The following is a 21,535-nucleotide window of genomic DNA, read 5'->3' as shown; positions in this document are numbered from 1 at the left end:
CCTTCAACCTTATTTGAATTAAGAATTATACGATGTATATATACATCAAAAGGAGTTTAAGAATGAGGAAGGTATGGATTTCGGAGGAAATCGACTATCTAAGTGAAAATATTGGTCTACAAAAAGTTTCAACTATCGCGAAAAATTTGAATCGTTCCTATGATTCCGTCAAAGTAAAAATGACACGGTTAGGTTTATCAAATACTAAATTGCAATTAGGTTATTTTACAACGGGCGAGCTGGCTAATCTATTAAAAGTTGATCGTTCGACCGTTCGATTATGGATGAAAGATCATGCCTTACCATATAAAAAGAGAGTTACAAGAGAATCAAAAAGTTTTTATTTTATTGGACCAAGTGATTTTTGGAAATGGGCCGAACAACACAAAGACAAGGTACAATTTTTAGCCATTGAAGAACAAGTTCTTCTCCCAGAACCTTCTTGGGTTGAAAAGGAGAGAAAAAAAGAGCGAGATCATCAACTTATTAAAAAGAGAAGATATCGAAATTGGACCATTCAAGAAGATAGGAAGCTTATTGCTTTACGTAGTGAAAGTCTCACGTTTAATGAAATTGCTGTAAAAATGAATCGTACGCCAACTAGTGTGAGAAATCGTTATAAGCGAATTACTTCCCAAACTATAAGCATTCGGGATGAAGAGAGGAATAGTTAGTAACGATGAATACCAAGAAATTAATTCAAGAAAAATTATTGTATTGTGAATATCAACCACTAACCAATTTACAAGATGCAACCTTTGCTTTTGAAGCACTTATGCGAAGTAATCCGAGGATAAATCCGTTAACTATTATCCAAGATGCTCGAAATCAGGGTATTTTATATGAATTAGATACACTTTGTATTAACAATGCGATTGGAGAGTTTCCAACAGCTTACTTAGAAAAATATTTTTTGTTTGTGAATATTTTTCCATCCACAATCATACATCAAGACTTCCTAAAACTTATCCAGAATTTAATATCGCGTTATCCTCACATAAAAAAACGTGTCGTATTCGAGATAAATGAAGATAAGGCAGAAGAATCTTTGTTGAATTTTCCAATCTTTTTTGAACGTCTGATGTATCTTAAATCAGTAGGTATACGAATTGCATTTGATGATATACCAATTACAAGAAGTACATTTGAACAAATGGAGAAGTTTGTCCCTCATTTTGTGAAATTAGATCATACTCGTTCCAAAGACTTAGCAAACTCAATAGAAAAACAACAATTAATATCTCTTGTTTTGGATTACACAGATGAAAACGTTGAATTAGTCTTAGAAGGTATTGAAAGCGAAGCCGATTTATTAATTGCCAAAGACTTAGGTGTACCTTTGTTTCAAGGCTATTATATTTCAAAGCCCTTTCGCTTATTAGAAGAAACGATTGTCCATTCGCAACCAACTGTCATTGATATGGATGGTCCTTCATCATTAAAGGTTTGAAAAAAATACGATTTATGGAAGTGAAAGTCAATTAAAACATTACGATTTTGGATAATGCTCCTGCTATTATTCACAATTATTGGAATCCTTAGCATTGCATTAATTTCAAGCTATGTTGTAACGAAACACAATTTAATCAATGATTCGTTGATTATCAACAAAAATTACGTACAAAATCTGTCGAAGAAATTAGAGGACGAACTAACGATATTGCAAGAAAGCATATGGTCAATGTCCGAAGATTTTAGCTATTTGATGGATAACAAAGTGTTATTAGATAAAAAGTTAAATGAAATTTTAATGAAAATGGATAATTTCGATGCCATTACCGTTGTAAACAAAGAAGGTGTCGTTTTGGATGCCGCACCTTTCTCAGGTATCGTTGGAAAAAAATTAGAGACACCCGGTTCAAAAGAATCTCTTATCAAGAGAGAAACCCTCATCTCACAACCCTTCAACTCTGCAGCTGGACATCCCATTATTCTAATCTCTACGCCCATTTGGGATAAAGACAATATATATAAAGGATATTTAAGTGGTGCTATATACTTAGCTGAGGATAATTTCTTCGATGATATCATTGGTGATCATTTGGCAAATAATGGTTCATATGTGTTCATTGTAAATGATTTAGGGAACATGATTTATCATCCAGATAAACAAATTATTGGGACAAACGCTAAGAAACTGGACGTCATACAATTGATTAAGAAACATCAAAGTGGAACTAAAAAAGTAACCAATATTAACGGTGAAGAATATCTTGCAGCCTATCAATATCTCCCATATAGCAAATGGGGAATCGTTTCTCAAACGCCATATAATGTAAGTCTCCATCCGTTAAAAGGGATCGTGAGTAAAATATTTTTATACTCTATTCCATTTGTGTTATGTATCTTAGTACTTACATTAATAATGGCTGAAAAATTATCCTCCCCTTTACGTAAAATAGCAATGTTTTCAAAAACAGAAAAAAGAGAGGGAGACGTTGAGGCAATCGACAAAATTTCGATGTGGTATTTTGAAGTGAAGCAGTTAAATGAAACCATTCAAGAATTTGCAGAAAGGCAACAAGTGAGAGTTGATGATTATAAAGAACGTTCCTATACTGATGCATTAACCAAGCTAAAGAATCGTCGTTACTTTGAAAAAATAACGAAAAGGTGGACGTATAGTCAATATCCATTCTCTATAATTATGATTGATATAGACCATTTCAAAGATGTAAATGATACATATGGTCATCATACAGGCGATGAAGTATTACAATTTGTATCAACTAAAATGAAGGAAGTTGTTCGTGAAATTGACGTATGTATACGGTTTGGTGGAGAAGAATTCATTATCCTATTGCCAAAAGTGAACCTTGAACAAGCGAGTCATGTAGCAGAGAGATTAAGACAAAATATCGCTTCTTCAATATGTCCGACTAATGATTATATAACCATATCGGCTGGAGTCACAGAATTTCAATCGGAAGAATCAATAGATGAACTTTATAACCGAGTAGATGTCTCTCTTTATCAAGCTAAGACGAATGGAAGGAACCAGATTGTGAAGGCTGAGAATGAGAAAAAACTATAGTATATGGATATTCAAGATTCCATTTTGTGTATATGAATGATAAATTATTTATTTTAAAGGCAAACTTTACAAAAGTAGACGACGAAAAATTGTAAATGCTATAGTGGCTGAGTTGGCAGTTCGGTCTCCTTTTTAGATGTTACCTTTATAGGAGAGGTGTTTTATTTATTTGAAAAGATCAATACTAATTGTTGATGATTCAAGATTCATGAGAAGTATTTTGAAACGACAGATTAATCAAGCTTGGTTTACTGTAATTGCTGAAGCTACTAATGGAGAAGAAACAATTAAACAGTATAAAAAGTACGGTCCTAACATTGTACTAATGGATTTAACTATGCCAAAGATGACTGGTATTGAGGCATAACTAAAATAAAATATTTAGACCAAAACGCGAACGTTGTTATATGTTCGTCGCTGGGTGGACACGATACTATTATAGAAGCATTAAAGTTCGGAGCTAAAGATTTCGTTGTAAAACCATATTTTCATAATCTTAAATACATACTTAAAAATATTTAAAATGTTCTTAGAAATATAAATAGGACTGACGACCTTATTTTGACGGATTGGGAAAGACACTCCTAAGTAGAAAGAAACCATTATGAACAATCTCAGTTCATAATGGTTTTTCCATTTAAAAAATATTTATAAAAAAGCTCAATAACAACGTCACTTTTTCGATATTAGCAATCTCCTTTAATATCAAACTCAAAAATAGTATTAGACGTATTAGATAAAAAAGCGAAATTATAAGCTAAAATAAACCTTTTAATAGTGTCGAAATGAATTGGTACTGTAAATATTTTTGTGTAAATGACAATCCAACCTTTTCTAGTAGACTATCACTTTTTGAATATTATACACTGGATTCGAAGGAATGATTTTGATATTTGGGAAAGGGGTACCCTTATCTAAGCAACGGTTTCGTTACATATTCTTATACAGCTGTAACAAGTTTGGTCACATTATCCAATGTGTGCATGTTAATAATTTGTATGCAGTAAAAATTATTAAGCACTTACCTGAGTTCCAACATTCCCTCTTTCCATTACTATCTCCATCGAATTTATAAAAAAAGTAAAAAGAAAAATAAAGGAGCTCCAACCACTAATTCCTGTGCATACTTCGAAGAACGTACTACTAAAACAACAGAGGATAAGGATACTTTATCATTAAAAACGCCTAAGCAGAAGCTTAGGCGTTCAAGTGAGAAAAATATATGGCTTACCAACCAAAGTCTCACTTTATATATATAACCTCTGAGCAATAAATTAACCGTGGTAATATATACCAACCTAACTAGTACTTGCTGACTCTTTATTGTTCATGATCTGGGGAAAAATAGTATTAAAAATTTATATAGAGTATTTTTAAAGGCTCCAAAAAACCCTTAAAGGTCTACTTTTTTAAAGTGTTCACTATACTGGTATTAGTACAATTAAAAATTAGTTTTTTACAACTTTTACTGCACCATCAGTTAATGAATTTACACCTGGAACTGTTACATTAAGAGTTCGTTTCATTTGTAGTTGCAGTTCCTTTAGCGATTGTTGCAGTAAGAATTGCAGTGTCAGATACAGTTCCAGTAGCAGGGCGTGTAACAAAAGCAACCAAGTTTTTCCCTATATTCTATACTATCAATCCCAAGTTGCTCAAGGGTTTGGAGATTGTTATCGGTATTTCCATAGTTACTCAAGACAAAATAACGAGAAAGTTCTCGCATAGACACCAAATCAATAAAGAGGCAATTACGAAGAATGCTAAGAGTGTTAAGTAAAATTAATAATGCGTTAAAAGTGTCATGTAAATCCTTTCTTTTCCTTCACTTTTTTTCGATGAACTTTTGTATATCCACAATTTCTTTATTTTAGTAGGCTACTTCCGGGACTAAATTTTTGATGTTTTTATCGTGTTTGGAAATGGTGATTGTATGATAAATTAGAAGCGGAAGAATGATTAAAAAAGTAATCTTGAATATAAGTGACCGCATGTAAGATATGCCTAGTTTTGCTGCTATTTCATTTATATATGGTAACCCTAATGCAACTATTACATCACCAATGGAAAAGATAATCCAAGTAAATACGTGTTTGTCTGAAAGTTTATTTTTTGCCGTTAACCATATAACTTGTAGTAAAAAAAGGGTGGTGGCTATAATGGTGTCATCCACATCGTTATTTTCCTATTCATTTTAGGGTTTTCAGGTTTAACTTCAGCTAGGCATTAGTTGGTGGACAACGATATCACGCTCCTTTGATACCAAAGTATTTAATCTATTTCGGTTATCTTGTAAGTTTCTTCTGAATAGATTTCGAAAGTAAAACTTCCCTGTGTCAGAAGTGATTCTACACTATTCCGACAATTTACTACGATTCTCTATTAAAAGCTAAACGACAAATAACGTCCCTTTTTACAAATAGGTGGCGTTATTTGTCGTTTACTTCTACCCGTGAAATCTTCTACCTTATGAACGATAAATATTACATTTATAATAATAACCTATCATGTTAAGTATCCTAGAAGTATACTAATAAGGTAGTTATTAAATTTTAATTATTTCAACAATAATAAATAGAAATGCAGGAGGTTCCAAATGCTTAAAAAGATTATTTTCATCCTTCTTACTCTCGGGTTATTCATTGCCCCACTAAATTCTGCGTCTGCAGCTCCTATCTTTAGTGATGTGACAGATACGTTTGCATCTAAAGCTGAGTTCGACTTTTTAGTAGCAGAAGGAATACTCACTTCAGATCCTACGGTGGAATATGGAGTGAACGAAGAGGTTACTAGAATTCAAGCTGTTGAAATACTAGGTAAGGCACTCAAGCTAGATCTCGAAAATCGACCTATTCCGATATTTGTCGATGTAGCACCGGATGATCCGATGATGCCGTTAATAGCTGCAATCGTCGATGAGAAAATTATGACAGGTAATGGCAAAGGCGAATTTATGGCGAATGATAAGCTAACTCGTGCACAGATGGCTCTAATTCTAGTGCGCGCGTATAAGCTCGAGGGAACGACGGAATTTTCCTTCAAGGACGTTCCTAAATCTTCTGTGGCACATACTGCAATTCAAGCATTGTTAGCGAATAAGATTACAAATGGCTATCCCGATAATACCTTTAAACCAGGGGCATTCATCACAAAAGCGCATTATCTTGTATTCATAGCACGTATTCTAAATCCTGACTTTAGAAAAGAATTTGTATTAGCTCCTCCGCCACCACCTGTGCCTGCCGCATGTGAAAAACCGACGAAAACTAGAACATACAAAGTAAACGTCCAAGCTACATCACTTTGGCATGTACCGAACAAAACAAGAGAGGTAGATAAGCCATCGCTTTCAAATCCAGTCAATATTAGTAAATGGACAAAAGATATGACCTTAGCTCAAAAATGGTGGTTAGTAGACAAAATAGATACTCAAGCCTTATATGGGGATGAAGTAACGATATTAAAAAGCAGTGGCAACTGGCACCGCATTGCGATAAAAGATCAGTACGTGCCCTATCAAAAGGAAGGATATCCTGGATGGGTGCCAAAATCCCATGTAGTTGCAACGACTACTGACTTTACAGATTGCTCGATTGCTGTGGTAAAGGCAAAAATGGCACCACTCTATAATTTAGATAACAAGAAGAAATACATGGACATCAGCTACTCGACTATCTTACCGATCATTAAAGAAGAGGGTGAATGGCTACATGTACAAACACCAGCAAATGGTGTGAAGTTATTGAAGAAAAGTGATGCAAAAACAGCCAAGAAATATGCTGACATTCCGAAGCCAACGCAAAAACAAATTGTAGACGAAGCTAAACGATTTTTAAATCTTCCTTATCTATGGGCGGGTACATCTGCTTTAGGCTATGACTGCTCTGGAATTATTTATGCAGTTTACAAAAATCACGGTATTATCATACCAAGAGACTCATTCTATCAGGCTACAAAAGGAACAGTAGTTTCGAAGAGTAAGCTTCAGCCTGGAGATTTGGTGTTCTTTGCAGGAAACGCTGGAAAAGGAAAAGTATATCATGTTGGGTTATACGTAGGTGACGGAAAAATGATTCATGCTCCGAACGCATCCTCTAAAGTAAAAATAGAATCTATTAGTGCAGGAGCTTACAAAACGAACTATGCAGGTGCTAGAAGATATATAAAATAACTAATATACTAATATCCTCTCCATTTAATTTTGGAGGGGATATTTCTCATAAAAGGAACTATTTTTCCAAATGAATCACACAACACTCTATTAATCGTGTAAACTTAACATATATGAGGAGGGTACTAAATGAAAAAAATAATTGCTTTTGTTGCAATACTATTATTAATGGGATCAAGTAACTCGGTTTTTGCACAGCAAGAAAAATTCACTGATGTTTCATCGACCAACCAATTCTATGAACATATTTATTATTTGTATGAACAAAACGTGATAAACGGTAAGGGACCAAATACATTTGCACCAAAGAACAATGTAACACGTGGGGAAGCTGCATTAATGCTTGCCAGAGCACTAAAGCTGGATACGGCAAAACGAGATACTGTTTTTAATGATGTTTCTAGTCAAAGTGTTTCTTCAGGTGCTATTCAGTCGGCGTATGATGCAGGAATCATTAACGGATATACAAAAACAACATTTGGAATTGACGACCCTATTAAAAGAGGAGATATGGCCTCATTATTAGCAAGAGCATTCAAGCTTGTAGATGAAGAAGTAATTCCATTTGAAGATGTTGCTATTAGTTCATCTGCCTATTCTTCTATTCGTAAAGTGTACGCTGCCGGTATTGCAGGAGGTTTTTCTCCAGTAAAATTCGAAGTGAATAAGCCAGTTACACGTGAACAGTTCTCGGCATTTTTAGCAAGAGCATTAAATGATGATTTACGCTTACCCGTTAACAAATGCGGTTATGATACACAAAGCAGAGTAAATCCAGATCGACAAACGATGAACTGTCTACTGACAGATGCGGCAAGGGATGCTAATATACCTCCTGAAATTGTAAAAGCAGCCGCAACGATAGAAAGTGGATGGGTGCATTTTCAATCGAACGGTGAGCCTATTATGAATAGAGATATTGATGGAGATGGTAAGGGTGATGGTGGTATTGGCTTGATGCAAATCACTAATAATCCTAAATATGATGACACAAAGTTAAAGTATGACTTAAAATACAACATAAAAGCAGGAATTGAAATTCTTCAGGAAAAGTTCAAATTAGATTTACCTAAAGTTGGAAGCCATAATCCAACCGATTTAGAAAGCTGGTACTTTGCATTATTAGCCTATAATGGAGCAAAAGCTGTAAACAGTCCACTTTATTCAGCTACTGGTTTGCGAAATTATACCGCATATCAGGAAAAAGTATATAAAGCACTAGATGACTATGGACTAGTTAAAACAAATATCGGCTCAATTGATATGCAGTCAGCAGATTTCACATACAATGAGGCAACAGATTATCGTATAGTTTTCAACAAAAAGAACTTTACGCTTACTGGAAAAGTTCCAACTCCATCTAAAGAGTTATTAAAAGAAGGAGCAAAGGTGAAGTACAATAGTGGAAAAATGCGTACACAACCAAGTACACAATCAGCAGATATTTCCATTCCAAACAATGCTGTATTTACAATAGTAGCAGATCCTGTTTCCGATCGGAACGCTACCGCTAAAAACAATTTTATTTGGTATCCAGCACAGACCGAAGTGAATGGAAAAAAAGTCTCTGGTTATATAGCATCTTATCTCATTCTTCCATAATAGGAGTTAATATCCCTTTACCATACTGGTGAAGGGATATTTTGTGCGCTTGACAGCGATTTCTCTCGAAAAGTCCCTAAACATGCCATAGTGGCGCTATCTATAGCTGACAGGTAGTGCGGGTATCAAGTGATTCCGTGCGGAGGACTAGAAGGAAACAAATAGCACTAACCATGTGAATATTTATTAAGACCTGCATCCTCAAAAGGGGATCAGCCGTATGCAGTGGCCCACATGCTGAATCTGTAAAAGGTATTTGAATTTATCTGTCACTATTCATTCATATATCTTTAGTACCCCATAAAGTTTCAGGAAATAGATGTATTTTTTAAAATTTGTTAGGCATATTTACTCTTTTTAAAATACTGCAATAATAGGATAATAGTTATGCGTAAAAGCATTCAATGACATAAAATTCTACTCGAGGTGTAAAAATGAAAGGATTTCTTAAAATATTACTTATTCCCGTAGGCTTGTTCATCTTTCCAAGTGTTGTTTTTGGGAACACAGATATAGAACAACAAACAGATCGAGTTATTGTGGAAATTACTAACGCAGCAGGCAAAAAAGATGTTAAGAGCATCACTTGGCAGGAACTAGAGTCTATGAAACAATTGAAATCCTCCTTTTCAATATCGGCTACAGCCAGCACAGTAAATATGATAGAACCAGATTATATTCGTTCCATCGATTTAGTAAATGCTGCTAGTCAAGAACTAACAACTTGGGCAACAGAGCGAATTGGCATTCCAAATTTAACATCACAAATTCCTTTAACAAATAACAATATTACAGTTGCAATAATCGATTCCGGTGTAGATTATGCGCACCCATTGTTAGAAAATAGAATGGTAGATGGCTATGATTTTGTTGATAATGACACGGATCCTATGGATGAACATTACCACGGCACGCATGTAGCGGGAATTGTAGCGGAGTCTACAAATGAAAATATTAAAATTATGCCCATCCGAGCTTTAGACGAAGAAGGGAATGGCTATGATTCTAATATTGCCAAAGGTATTTACTATGCAGTAGATCACGGAGCATCGGTGATTAATATGAGTTTCCAAGGAGAAAATTATTCGACATATCTTGCGAATGCAATTAATTATGCATTAGATCATGATGTACTCTTAGTGTCTTCTTCCGGTAACGATAGTTCAAACACGGATAATTATTACCCCGCATCTGAGCAGGATATAATTGTTGTCTCTGCTACGAATAAGTATGATAATCTTGCTAGCTTTAGTAATACAGGTAATTCTATTGATATAGCTGCTCCAGGGGTGGAAATTTTATCGAGTATTCCAGGTAGTAAATACGGAGTAGCAAGTGGTACTTCGATGGCAGCACCTTTTGTAAGTGGTATTGTAGCGATGTTAAAAAAAGATCATCCTACAAGTACGACGGATGAACTAGAGCTAATATTGAAAACACATGTGGACGACCGAGGTACATTATACTGGGATCCTTTGTTTGGAGAAGGAATTGTCAATGTTTCTTCTTATACACATGTAAATTTAATACAACAGGCTTTAAGCGCAACTAGTTATGTAAGCTTACCTTCCTATGAGAATGTAAGATTAGATAAAGAATGGATGATTAACTTTGACCGGTCAATAGTGGATAAATCTACTGTTGAAGTGAACATATATGCAATTAATCAAGAAATACCAGTTCAAGTTTCCTTTAATTCAAACCCAAAGCAGTTAATGGTAAAAGGATTGGATTTATATAAGCCAAATAGTAATTACCTTCTTGAAATTAAGGTGAAAAATGGTAAAAGGTACTTGATGGAATTTAAAACTGAATCTTAATAAATAAAAACACCCCCTAACTTATAAAAGTTAGGGGGTGTTTGCTTATAAAATTATTTGTTGATCGTTACTCCAGCTTTTTGAGGTACGCCAGCTTTGTCTTTAACATCAATTGAGTTGCTATCAATTGTAGTCAACTTAGAAACTGCAGAAGAATCTGCAACTGTTAATACTAGTTTGCCATCAACTACTTTGAACGCATCAATTGCTACCGCTGCACCTTGGTTATTGAAAAGTTTTATCTCATCTTTTACATCTGTACCATCAGCAAGTGCCACAGCTTCTGAGTATGTTACAGTAAGTTCAGTTAACTCAGTTGCAATGAATGATTTCGCTTCAGGGGCTGTGTTATCTGTAACAGCTACAGAAGTAGTGAATGCATTATTTACTTTGTTATCCAATGTTTCTACACCTGCAACTTGGAAGATTGCTTGTGAATCACTAGCAGTAACAAATCCTGCAGGAAGGGTAATTTTTACTTTTGTTTGATCTACAGTACCCACACCGTCTTGTACAAATACGATTTTTGTATCAGCATGTAATGCTTTACCATTTAACTTATAAGCAGAAGCATTAAGACCTGAGGCAGAACCACTAGCTTTTACTTTTTCGCCAAAGTCAACTGTAATTTCATTATTAGTAGCAGTTGCCCCTTTAATAGTGAAAGTAGTTTCCACAGGAGTTTCCGCATCTGTTACTTTTACTACAATAGATTTTGCTTGAGATTTATTTTGACCAAGAGATTTATCCACTACTAAACCTTCAGCAAAATTAAATGTATAGCTATCTGCAGTTGCAGCAGGTTTGAAAGTATATACAACCTCTTTTGCATTTGTTTCTGAAATTGCTGCTGTAGCAATATTATCAAACGATAAAATCTCATCCTTTGAGTTAACTACTGAAATTTTAGCAGTGTCTAAAGTTGCTACTTCTTCATTGTATGAAACTGTGAAACCAGTAACTTTTCCGTCTTTCACAATGTTTTCAACTTTTTGTACAGTTGGCGCTACAATATCTTTAGATACAACTACAGATTTAGTAATATCTTCTGCATTTGAGTTTCCTAGAGAATCTTTAAGAGCTCCTTTTGCTGCAGTTAGTGTTACCGTATCAGTATTACCGTTTTTAAATAGATAGGTATCATTTAACGTTACTAGATATTCTTTGTCATTATCAGGATTTACTTCAACTTTCGATACAACATCTGAGTTGAATGTTCCTACTTTGCCTGTCAGGACAAGTTGGTTATTTTCCAAAGCTTCATCAACTGTTACGGTTAATGTGTTCTCACCAGTAGCCACAGCATTTGTAATAGAAGGAGCTGTGTTGTCTACATTAATAGTAAGGCTAGTCGTTTGAAGATTTTTTACATTCCCAGCAACGTCTGCTGCATTAACAACAGTGATGTCATAGTTTTTAGTAGCATCCAAATCTACTGCAAATGTAGCAGTTTTACCTTTGATAGATGTTGATGTTGGAGCATAGTTTTGATCACCAATTTTGATGAATTCAATTGATTTAATTTCTTCGTTAAATTGTAATGTAACTAATTTCACATTTGTTTTTGTATCATTCACCGTAGCAGTTGCAGAAGTAACAACCGGTGCTGTAGTGTCATTTACGTTTATAGTTTTGTTTACAGGTTTAACATATTCACCATTTGTACCTTTTACCGTTTCAAAAGGTACAGAGATTGTGTAGTCACCTTTAAAGAAGTCTGCCGCAGTAAGTGTTAAGGTTTTACCATCCTTACTAAGTGTTTGTGTAACAGTACCAGGAGCTTTTGCGCCAGTTCCAGCATTTACTTGAATTAAATCCTCTTTTGCAGCATTTTTTAAAGTAGCAGCATCAACTGGAGAACTGAAGATTACTTCAATAGTTTTAGCGTTGATAGCTGTTACTGATACCACTTCGTTAGCAAGTGGAGCAAGGTTTTCAGCGCGGTAAACAAATAGAGCAAATTCTCCACGAGTGATGGATGCAGTGGAAGCGAAAGTTGACCCAGTTTTACCGAAGGTGATTTTGTTCGCAACTAAAGCATCTACATAAGCATCCCAATTACTATTTACATCTGTAAATTCGTTTTTAGTAGCTCCCGCTTTTAAGTTATATGCATTTGCGATAATTTTCGCCATTTCTTGACGAGAAATTTTAGTATCTGGTTCGAATGTTGTGGTTGTTTTACCAGATACAATCTTTTGTTCTACTAGTGCATTAACTGCACCAGCAACACGTGCATTAACATCCTTGAAACCAGCCGATGGGGCATTTGCTGTATCAAGATTCAAGGCGTTTGCTATCATTACAGCAGCATCTCCGCGAGTAATTGAATCAGTTGTACCGAAAATTGTGTCTGATTTTCCTTTCGCGATATTATTAGCAACTAAATAATCTACTGCTACCTTATAAGTAGAGCTAACGTCTGAAAATGATGCGGCAGATGCTGATGGGACTACTGCAGCAGCTACCATAGTAGCTGTTGCTGCTGTTGCTACGAACTTGGAATAATTGTTATATTTTTTCGTCATTAATTTTTTCCTCCTATGTACCCTTATTAGGGTATTTTATATATACTCTAGTAGTTATAGAATATATTGGTATTCTACTTCATTCCCTTCTTAAACACTATTAAAACGCTTTAAAGTAAATAGGTCTTAAATACCTAAATGCAATTAAATATTAAAAGGTATTTTGCAGTTTAACTAAAAAATGAAGAGTAAAAGATACTATTAAATTACTATTAATGGTAAAAAATGAGTTGCATTTAATTGTTTTTTTAATTTTAGATAGATGAAAAAAAAGAACATAAAAATAATCTTATAGATTTGGAAAGGTACAATTTCCAATTTAAATTGAAATTCTACTATTGTAAAGTAGTAACTAATAGAAGGCAATTGTGAGTAAAATAATTGCTGTATAAACCATAAGAGGAAGGTTACTGCTAGTAAGTAATACCTGCTTTAGTTGAATTTAGAGGGATATCATCAAATAGAGCTGATACTGTATAAAATTAAAAGATATTGCTTTAAAAATAATTAAAACTTCCTTAAATTTTTAATTTATTATAGTTGAATACGTTAAATAATCGAAAGTTTAGGATGAAAGTCACTTTACATAGTAGAATAGTATTGAGAGAATGGAAAGGTATTAACATTTTGAAGGGAGAAATTATGAAATTTATTAAATTTATTATTGTTATACTTGCAACAATTGTTTTAGGATTGGGTAGCTTTACTCCATTGGCACAGGCACATAATTATAAGGATGTTGACTATACATATTGGGCTTATAATGACATAAATTTTTTGTCGAGTTTTAACGTAATTACAGGATTTAAGGGTGGAGAGTTTAAACCCGGACTAACAATTAAACGTAAAGATGCAGCAGTCATGATGGTTAGAGCTTTGGAAAAAACAGAACTTGGGGATCAGGAAGTAGTAGTGAAGGATATGCTTCCAACCTCACCTGGGTACAAAGAAGTGGAAATGGCACTTTCACGAGGATGGTTTTCAACGTTTGAAGGGAAGTTTCTCCCTGATGGCAATCTAACAAGAAATGAAATGGCTAGGGCCTTAGCCACAGCTTTTGGTTACAATGGAAATGGAACTTCGTCATTTGTGGATGTTTCTAGAGATAATCCCTATTACGAATATATTGATGCTATTTTGTATCATGAGGTAACAGAAGGTTACAAAGATAAAACGTTTCGACCTCTGGAGCAAGTTACCCGTGCGCAATTTAGTGCTTTCTTATCCAGAGTTTTCCACCAGCCTATAGCATATGAGATAAAAGTGAATGGGGAAGTAGTGGAGACAGTACAATCGTTAGATACTGCAATTTATTTGGCTGGTAATTACGAGGGCAGTAGCATTCATCCCGCAAGTCACAAATATATGTCATTCTCACAAGAAGTTGCAAATGCAGACAAGACAGGCATAAAAGCAGGGGTCTTGATTTATAATGGACTTGGGGAGAATGACACATTTACTCCATCGTTTTTCGATCCATATCTGTCCTATAAAACTCAGGAAGACAAGGAACAGAGCATGTTTGATACCTTTGTAATTTTAGCATTGCGTTATGATGGAGGACAGTTTTCAGAAACTGCGCAGAACAAAGCGAACTATGCTGAATATGAGTGGATACTAAATAGGACATTTGCAGATGACGGTGCGTTAAATAATTTAAATACTGCAGCAAAAGCTAAGGGTCAAAAAGCAGATATATATATTACAATTCCATATCCAAAACGCACAGAAGACTTTATAGCATTAGATGGTTCCGAAATTGCGAATGATGTCTATGCTCGTTATGATATTGGCAAATGGTATATTGATCGTGTTTTGAATAAAATGCAAAGTAGTCAATTTGACAACTTAAACTTAAAAGGCTTTTATTGGATGAATGAAACAGTAAAGGTAACAGAGGATGAAGTGCTTATTTCAACTTTGTCAAACTATATTAGAAACAAAGGGAAGTTCTTTATATACGCACCACATGCAACTTCCACAAATTTCAGAAAATGGAAAAGCTATGGGTTTGATGCAGCGTTTCTACAACCAAATGCTTTTAGAACGAATATCACAAATAAAGAAGAAAGACTGCACCGTGCATTCGTAAATGCTCAAATCTACGGAGCAGGTATTACTATGGAGATAGATTCATATGGAACGGAAGCCCAAGCATTACAAGGTGCGGAAGCTTTTGAAATGTATATGGATTTTGCCAAGCGATATAATCTATCCGAAAAAGGTATGATGTTTTATCAGGATAGAAATATGGTTTATCGAATGGCCACTTTCAATTATCCCGTGTATCAAAACTTCTATAAACAATTGACCGATACTTTTTTTCCCTTTTCAATAGAAGAATAGAGGATGGAACAAAAACTCCCTCAAAAAAGATTAGCCCCGAGAATTTTACGAATAGTAAAGTTTTCGGTTTTTTTAATAGGTGTTAATAAATGTAACTTTTCTTAAAGACTTCCGTCAAATACATATAAAGGGGGCAAACCAAGTGAAGATCAGAACGTCACTATCCATACTCGGACTTATCCTACTTTTATTGACTAGTTGCTCTAATCCAACTACTACACAAAGAGATGAAAGCACTAAGGTAGTAGAGACAGAAAAAAATTTTAAGGTAGTTGCAACAGAAGAAAGTTTTCCTACGAATTTTGACGAGCTTTCCTTTAAACGAGAAGAAACGCCACACTACCAATATCTTGTCCAAATCGTTAAGTCAGAAGACACCCTAGAGGAGTTAATCTCTCTACAGAATGAGTTGCCAAGCGCAGATAATGAAGAAGAAGACATCCTTTTAATTAGTTATGAGGAATCTGGAAGCTGTCCTCAAGAAATAGAAAATATCGAGTATGATAATAAAGGAAATTTGAACCTAACGTTAAAAAACAGTGGTAGTATTTGTACTTCTGATGCATCCCCTCGAACAAATATTATATTCTTAGATAAAAAAATCAGCCAAAGCCTGACACATGCAACAATACATGAAGGTAAAACAACAACGAAAGTTCCGATCCAAAAATAGAATGGAGGACTTCAGCATATGAAAAGATTACTAGCCGTAGGAATTTCCGTTCTTCTACTATCAAGCTGTGCTCCAAATAAGCAAAGTGCAGAAGTGGAAATAACCAATTCAATAGGAACCTTTCAAGAACTGTACATACCTATATTTGCAAGAGTCGTCAATGACGGTACGAGTCGTAACTCAACTGGAAATGTCTTTATACGATATGGAATATCAAGAGGAGGTAGCGCAATCGAAATATATCCGGGAAGTACCTATGAACCCGATTTACCAGACAAATTACAAAAAGGCTATGTCATGAATGTGCTGCTAGAGGAAGTAAATCGACATGCAGAGAAACCAATACTAATAGAGAAAAAGACAACGAGTAATTTAGAAGAGGCACCTGTAAAAATACCAAACAAACCCGGCAAGCTTTACCGTTACACATTAAAAGTATATGATAAGGATGGAAATTTGAAGGATACACGATATGACCCTCTATATACAACATTTGAAACGTATAATATGGCCATGAACGTCATGAAAGACAGATACAAACCAAACGAGCAAATTACGTTCATCGTAGAAAACTGGGGACCAAACCACTTGTCCTACGGTACGAACTGGCACGTATACAAGCAGGAAGACAAAAAATGGGTAGAAGTAAAACGACAACAACAAACAGGTGGTTTTCTAGGACCAGCAATGATTCGTACAGCATGGTCAATGAGTTATTTAGATATAGAAGATGAATCAACATTATTAACACCCGGTTCCCATAATAGCGAACTGCTAACTGGTTATACACTAACAAAAGGAACCTACAAACTAGCACTCAACGCCGGCTCAGCAAAACATAAATTCGTACTAGAGGATACCTTCGAAGTTCAATGACAATAAGTCAAAACTGTTTCTATCGTTTTCGAAGGGCTTTGGACAGATGTTTTGCTATATGATTACCGTGGAATTTTTAAGAATGTTGGTTTGGTTGTGACTGTTCGTTACAACCAAACCAGTATCCTTTTTTTCGGTAATCTTATGGCGTTTGTCTATCTGTTCTCCTCTTACAACTCTTAGAAACAGGTAAGTGCTTTTTGATGAAACAAGAGAAAAAAATACTCTCCTATTCATAGAGGGAGCTCTTGAAGATACAATTTCGTTCGCTATTTCACTTCATTATTTGGTGAACACTTCAGAGTAGTATACCTAATCTTTACAGACCATATTATCAATATATTAACTTTGGCTCATCTTATCCTCCAAGCTATAAACTATGCTTAATCTTGTAGGTTAGTACCACCCGCTATTTTGATTGGAGTGCAAGGCGGCGACTCCAGCGGGAACAGCACGAGCTGAAAGCCCCGCAGGAATGCAGTGACGAGGAGATTGAAGCCGTGCCCGCGGAAAGCGTCCGCCTGTAACGGAAATCAGTAGTATTACTAAACACTGCAAGATGATTAACAGTCTGAGCTCAAACAAAAACCCCTCTCACTTTGGCGAGAGGGGTTAGCTATTATTATTTAATTCTTTCAATAAACATATTCAACTGAGATTTCGTTAATTGATCTGAAATTCCAAACGTTCCATCACCCATACCACGAGTGATATTATGCTGTGCTAACACTTGAATATAAGGTGCTGCCCAATAACTTGCTGACACATCTTTGAATGAATAGCTGCCAGTGCCAGATTCGATATCAAATGCATTCACTAATACCTTTGCTAGTTCTGCACGAGTTAGATGATTCGATGGATTAAAGTTACCGTTGTTATCCCCAGTAAAAATTCCCGCTTCAGAAACCGCTTGAATTGCTTCAAAATATGCTGAGTTCGATTGAACATCATTAAAGTTAGAAGTTGTATCTTTTGAAGTTAAGTTTAACTTGTTTGCAAGGACCATTGCTACTTCACCACGAGTTGCATTTACTTCAGTAGCCGCTGCTTTAACTTCAGTTGCTGCCTCTTCTGCAATACGTTTAGCGCCAATATACTTGCTACCCCAATAATATGGATCATATATCGATGCTACTGAAACACCTTTAGAACTTGCTGCATGGACGAACTTATTATCTCCTATGTATATACCTACGTGGGAAACACCTTTCCCAGTCGTATTAAAAAAGACTAAGTCACCTAATTCTAAGTTGCTTTTACTTACTGCTTTACCTTGTTGGTACTGAGACCCAGTATCACGTGGTAAAGAAATGCCGATATCTTTGAATACTTGTTGAACAAATGCCGAACAGTCAAAACCGCTTGTTGTAGTTCCGCCGTACTTATATGGTGTACCTAAATATTTAAATGCTTCTGTTTTAATAGAAGATATGGATGCTGCTTCCGTGGATTGAGTGCCAGAAAAAGTAATTAGTAAACTTAATACTATAAGTGAGATTAATTTCTTCATACTAAATTTGTGTTACTCCCTTCAATTGCTCTGAAACTAGTCTATCATGAAGTAATCATTAATTAGTTTACAGTAATATTTCAATTTCATTACAAGACTCAAAAATAGGTTTAAAATAATGTTTTTTAGGTTTAATAAATTATTTACCATAGTTTAACAATCATATTGTATAATTTAATAGATTCACAATTCTAACAGTTGAAGGGGATTTGAGAATGACGGTTTGGAAAAAAGTCACGGCATCTGCACTTGCATTAAGTTTGTTAGCAACGAGTGGAGTTTCCAATGGAGAAGCTGCTAGTAAAGACTCAGGCGTAACAAGAGGAGACTACATTAAAACACTCATTACTGGAATGGGAGTGGAGCTAGGCTCAGGAAGTTCATTAACGTATAAGGATGTACCAAAAGATTTGGCACCTTATGTGGAAAAAGCAGTACAGTTAGGACTTGTTAAAGGAAAGTCAGCTAAAACATTCGCACCTTCCGAAAAACTTAATCGTGAACAAGCATTTGTTATTGCCGTTCGTGGTGTTGATACAGACAAAACGTTCCCACAAGCAAATGTAAACAAATTCAAAGACAACAAAAATATTAGTAGAAGTCTTTTACCTGAAGTCTCTAAAGGAGTAGGCTTGGGCTTTTTCCTTGGCTTTGCAGACAAAACGATCAAACCTGTTAAATTAGTTACTCCAGGTGAAATGAAAAACATCGTGCATCGCTTCTTAAAGGAATATAATCCGAGTAAGGCAAATTCTACAGTAGCACTTCGCATTTTAGGCACGTCAGATATTCATACGAACATCGTAAACTACGACTATTATAAGGATGCAGAATCCAATAGTCTTGGTCTGGCTAAAACAGCTACTTTGATCAAAAATGCACGCAAAGAGAATAGTAATTCTTTATTGTTCGACAATGGAGATTTAATACAAGGAACTCCACTGGGATCATATAAAGTAACGGTTGATAAATTAGTAGATGGAGAAGAACATCCTTCGATTACGACAATGGAACTTCTTGGTTATGACGCTGGGACATTAGGAAACCATGAGTTCAACTATGGACTAGATTATTTAGACGAAGTATTAGATGATGCAGATTATCCATTCGTAAATGCAAACGTGAAGGATGCAAAAATAGGTAAAAATAAATACAATCCATACTCAATCATTACGAAAAAAGTAAAAGATTCTAAAGGCAAAGAAGTGTCTCTTAAAGTAGGAGTTACTGGAATCGTTCCTCCAGATATTTTGAAATGGGATAAATCAATTTTAGAGGGAAAAGTGACAGTAGACGACTCTGTGGATGCAGTTAAAGCAGTTATTCCGCAAATGAAAGCGCAAGGAGCAGAAGTAATCGTAGTTCTTTCTCACTCAGGTATGGGAGATGCTATTCATACGAAAGGCGAAGAGGACGTTACGTATTTATTAACTAAAGTGGCTGGGGTAGATGCTATTGTAACAGGTCATGCTCATCAAGTGTTCCCAGGTGCGTATACGAATCTACCAGGTGTAAATACAGCGGAAGGTACGATAAATGGAGTACCGGTTGTAATGCCAGGTAAATTCGGAAGTCATTTAGGGGTAATCGACTTAACTTTAGAGAAAAAAGGCTCGAAGTGGAATGTCGCAAAATCCAAAGCAGAAGTACGTGCTATTAAAAAGGATGCTAGCGATGTAGATCCTTCTATCGTGAAAGCAGTGAAAGAAGCACATGAAGGAACATTAGAGTATGTACGCAATCCAGTTGGAACAACAACGGCAGATATTCATAGCTACTTCTCACAAGTGCAAGATGATCCGTCTATTCAAATCGTAACAGATGCTCAAAAATGGTACTTAGAGAAAAAAGTAAAAGGTACTGCAAATGAATCCCTACCAATTTTATCAGCAGGAGCACCATTTAAGGCAGGTACACGTGGTGATGCGGAGTACTATTCATTCGTACCTAAAGGTGAAATTGCTATTAAAAACGTAGCAGATTTATATTTATATGATAATACGTTAGCAGCACTGAAGGTTACTGGAGCGGACGTAAAAGAATGGTTAGAAATGTCAGCAGGACAATACAACCAAATTAGCGCAACCGCATCAGGAGAGCAATCGCTTATCAATACAGAGTTCCGTTCGTATAATTATGACGTAATCGACGGAGTAACGTACGAATTTGACGTAACTCAGCCAGCTCGCTACGATGCAGAAGGAAATCTAGTAAATGAAAATGCAAATCGTGTGAAAGAATTAAAATACAACGGCAAAGCAATCGATCCAAAACAAGAATTTTTAGTAGCTACTAATAACTATCGCGCAAACGGGAAATTCCCAGGCGTTCGCAATAACACAGAAGTAATTATGTTCCCAGACGAAAACAGACAAGCAGTAATCGACTACATTCTAGCAAAGAAAACAATCGATCCATCTGCAGATGCAAACTGGAAATTCTCCACGCTTCCAGCAACAGCAAATGTCGTATTCGAATCGTCCCCATCCGCGCAAAAAGTACTTTCAGCGGATAGCTCGATTAAATACGTTGGCCCAGGAACAGACGGCTTCGGAAAGTACTCATTAAAATAACCAAACGAAAACAGATCTCCTAGAAATGGGGGATCTGTTTTTAGATACACTTTCATCGATAACTAGCTGTACGAGAGTAAATCAAGCCTATCTAAGAGAGGTCCTCCACATATAAGGTTTTTTTCGAGAAAAATGTCGGTTATGGGCTATAATTATCAATTTATGGACTATGCCAGATGATTTAGGGCTATCATCCAGCGTTTAGGGGCTATATTCACAAAAGTAGAGTTATTTATAAAAGATCGACCTTTATTACAATAATATAGTAATTATTTGCCATAAAATCCTACGTAACCCATCCTAACAAAATTAAAATTTCCATAAAAAAGGGTCGAATGTTCGATGAATGGAAACTATTAGCAAGTTATAATGGTACTAGATTAGAAGAGGAGGACCATTTAT

The 21,535-nt window shown here is 35.5% G+C and carries 14 protein-coding genes; 11 read left to right on the top strand and 3 right to left on the bottom strand.

The features are described 5' to 3' along the window. The first annotated feature begins 62 nt into the window (after positions 1 to 62). The 4 genes from ACIQX2_RS03280 to ACIQX2_RS03265 all read left to right on the top strand — a co-directional run bounded on the left by ACIQX2_RS03280 (position 63) and on the right by ACIQX2_RS03265 (position 3,401). Entirely contained in the window at positions 63 to 674 is a 612-nt protein-coding gene (locus ACIQX2_RS03280) for a helix-turn-helix domain-containing protein (protein ID WP_402846911.1), read from the top strand. Between the two features lie 5 nt (positions 675 to 679). Further along, positions 680 to 1,450 carry an EAL domain-containing protein gene (locus ACIQX2_RS03275; protein WP_402846909.1) on the top strand — a complete coding sequence of 257 codons (771 nt, stop codon included), beginning with the start codon at positions 680 to 682 and terminating at the stop codon, positions 1,448 to 1,450. 54 nt (positions 1,451 to 1,504) lie between these two features. Beyond that, positions 1,505 to 3,034: a sensor domain-containing diguanylate cyclase gene (locus ACIQX2_RS03270; RefSeq protein ID WP_402846907.1), complete on the top strand. Its 1,530-nt coding sequence runs from the start codon at positions 1,505 to 1,507 to the stop codon at positions 3,032 to 3,034. Positions 3,035 to 3,203: 169 nt separating this feature from the next. After that, positions 3,204 to 3,401 (top strand): response regulator, encoded by a 198-nt coding sequence (locus ACIQX2_RS03265; RefSeq protein WP_402846905.1) that lies wholly within the window; start codon positions 3,204 to 3,206, stop codon positions 3,399 to 3,401. Positions 3,402 to 4,904: 1,503 nt separating this feature from the next. Here ACIQX2_RS03265 and ACIQX2_RS03260 read toward each other — a convergent pair. Next, on the bottom strand, positions 4,905 to 5,207 hold the full coding sequence (locus ACIQX2_RS03260) for a DUF2304 domain-containing protein (protein WP_402846903.1): 303 nt from the start codon (positions 5,205 to 5,207) through the stop codon (positions 4,905 to 4,907). 423 nt (positions 5,208 to 5,630) lie between these two features. On the opposite strand from ACIQX2_RS03260, the gene ACIQX2_RS03255 reads away from it, so the two are divergent. From ACIQX2_RS03255 to ACIQX2_RS03245, 3 genes are all read left to right on the top strand, one after another. Continuing rightward, positions 5,631 to 7,205, top strand: coding sequence for an NlpC/P60 family protein (locus ACIQX2_RS03255; RefSeq protein WP_402846901.1), 1,575 nt, complete (start codon positions 5,631 to 5,633; stop codon positions 7,203 to 7,205). 129 nt (positions 7,206 to 7,334) lie between these two features. After that, a complete protein-coding gene (locus tag ACIQX2_RS03250; protein ID WP_402846899.1) occupies positions 7,335 to 8,807 on the top strand; it encodes an S-layer homology domain-containing protein in 1,473 nt (490 codons plus the stop codon). Between the two features lie 434 nt (positions 8,808 to 9,241). Next, positions 9,242 to 10,627, top strand: a complete 1,386-nt coding sequence (locus ACIQX2_RS03245) for a S8 family peptidase (RefSeq protein ID WP_402846897.1) — start codon at positions 9,242 to 9,244, stop codon at positions 10,625 to 10,627. Positions 10,628 to 10,680: 53 nt separating this feature from the next. On the opposite strand, the gene ACIQX2_RS03240 is transcribed toward ACIQX2_RS03245, so the two are convergent. Next, complete coding sequence (locus tag ACIQX2_RS03240; protein WP_402846895.1) at positions 10,681 to 13,155, bottom strand: S-layer homology domain-containing protein; 2,475 nt, start codon at positions 13,153 to 13,155, stop codon at positions 10,681 to 10,683. Between the two features lie 642 nt (positions 13,156 to 13,797). On the opposite strand from ACIQX2_RS03240, the gene ACIQX2_RS03235 reads away from it, so the two are divergent. The 3 genes from ACIQX2_RS03235 to ACIQX2_RS03225 all read left to right on the top strand — a co-directional run bounded on the left by ACIQX2_RS03235 (position 13,798) and on the right by ACIQX2_RS03225 (position 17,050). After that, positions 13,798 to 15,501 (top strand): DUF4855 domain-containing protein, encoded by a 1,704-nt coding sequence (locus tag ACIQX2_RS03235; protein WP_402846893.1) that lies wholly within the window; start codon positions 13,798 to 13,800, stop codon positions 15,499 to 15,501. Between the two features lie 142 nt (positions 15,502 to 15,643). Then, positions 15,644 to 16,174: a hypothetical protein gene (locus tag ACIQX2_RS03230; protein WP_402846892.1), complete on the top strand. Its 531-nt coding sequence runs from the start codon at positions 15,644 to 15,646 to the stop codon at positions 16,172 to 16,174. An 18-nt stretch (positions 16,175 to 16,192) separates the two neighbouring features. Next, a complete protein-coding gene (locus tag ACIQX2_RS03225) occupies positions 16,193 to 17,050 on the top strand; it encodes an immunoglobulin-like domain-containing protein (RefSeq protein ID WP_402846890.1) in 858 nt (285 codons plus the stop codon). 622 nt (positions 17,051 to 17,672) lie between these two features. Here ACIQX2_RS03225 and ACIQX2_RS03220 read toward each other — a convergent pair. Next, on the bottom strand, positions 17,673 to 18,560 hold the full coding sequence (locus tag ACIQX2_RS03220; protein WP_402846888.1) for a C40 family peptidase: 888 nt from the start codon (positions 18,558 to 18,560) through the stop codon (positions 17,673 to 17,675). 215 nt (positions 18,561 to 18,775) lie between these two features. On the opposite strand from ACIQX2_RS03220, the gene ACIQX2_RS03215 reads away from it, so the two are divergent. Then, entirely contained in the window at positions 18,776 to 21,133 is a 2,358-nt protein-coding gene (locus ACIQX2_RS03215) for a bifunctional 2',3'-cyclic-nucleotide 2'-phosphodiesterase/3'-nucleotidase (protein WP_402846886.1), read from the top strand. Positions 21,134 to 21,535 lie beyond the last annotated feature (402 nt).

It is taken from the genome of Psychrobacillus sp. NPDC096623 (assembly GCF_044762655.1).
In the GTDB taxonomy this organism is placed as follows: Bacteria; Bacillota; Bacilli; order Bacillales_A; family Planococcaceae; genus Psychrobacillus.
This window is presented reverse-complemented; position numbering and strand designations above follow the sequence as displayed.

Coding starts and splice junctions, on each gene's coding strand:
- ACIQX2_RS03280 (WP_402846911.1), top strand. CDS start 63: ATGAGGAAGGTATGGATTTCGGAGGAAATCGACTATCTAAGTGAAAAT.
- ACIQX2_RS03275 (WP_402846909.1), top strand. CDS start 680: ATGAATACCAAGAAATTAATTCAAGAAAAATTATTGTATTGTGAATAT.
- ACIQX2_RS03270 (WP_402846907.1), top strand. CDS start 1,505: ATGCTCCTGCTATTATTCACAATTATTGGAATCCTTAGCATTGCATTA.
- ACIQX2_RS03255 (WP_402846901.1), top strand. CDS start 5,631: ATGCTTAAAAAGATTATTTTCATCCTTCTTACTCTCGGGTTATTCATT.
- ACIQX2_RS03250 (WP_402846899.1), top strand. CDS start 7,335: ATGAAAAAAATAATTGCTTTTGTTGCAATACTATTATTAATGGGATCA.
- ACIQX2_RS03245 (WP_402846897.1), top strand. CDS start 9,242: ATGAAAGGATTTCTTAAAATATTACTTATTCCCGTAGGCTTGTTCATC.
- ACIQX2_RS03240 (WP_402846895.1), bottom strand. CDS start 13,155: ATGACGAAAAAATATAACAATTATTCCAAGTTCGTAGCAACAGCAGCA.
- ACIQX2_RS03235 (WP_402846893.1), top strand. CDS start 13,798: ATGAAATTTATTAAATTTATTATTGTTATACTTGCAACAATTGTTTTA.
- ACIQX2_RS03225 (WP_402846890.1), top strand. CDS start 16,193: ATGAAAAGATTACTAGCCGTAGGAATTTCCGTTCTTCTACTATCAAGC.
- ACIQX2_RS03220 (WP_402846888.1), bottom strand. CDS start 18,560: ATGAAGAAATTAATCTCACTTATAGTATTAAGTTTACTAATTACTTTT.
- ACIQX2_RS03215 (WP_402846886.1), top strand. CDS start 18,776: ATGACGGTTTGGAAAAAAGTCACGGCATCTGCACTTGCATTAAGTTTG.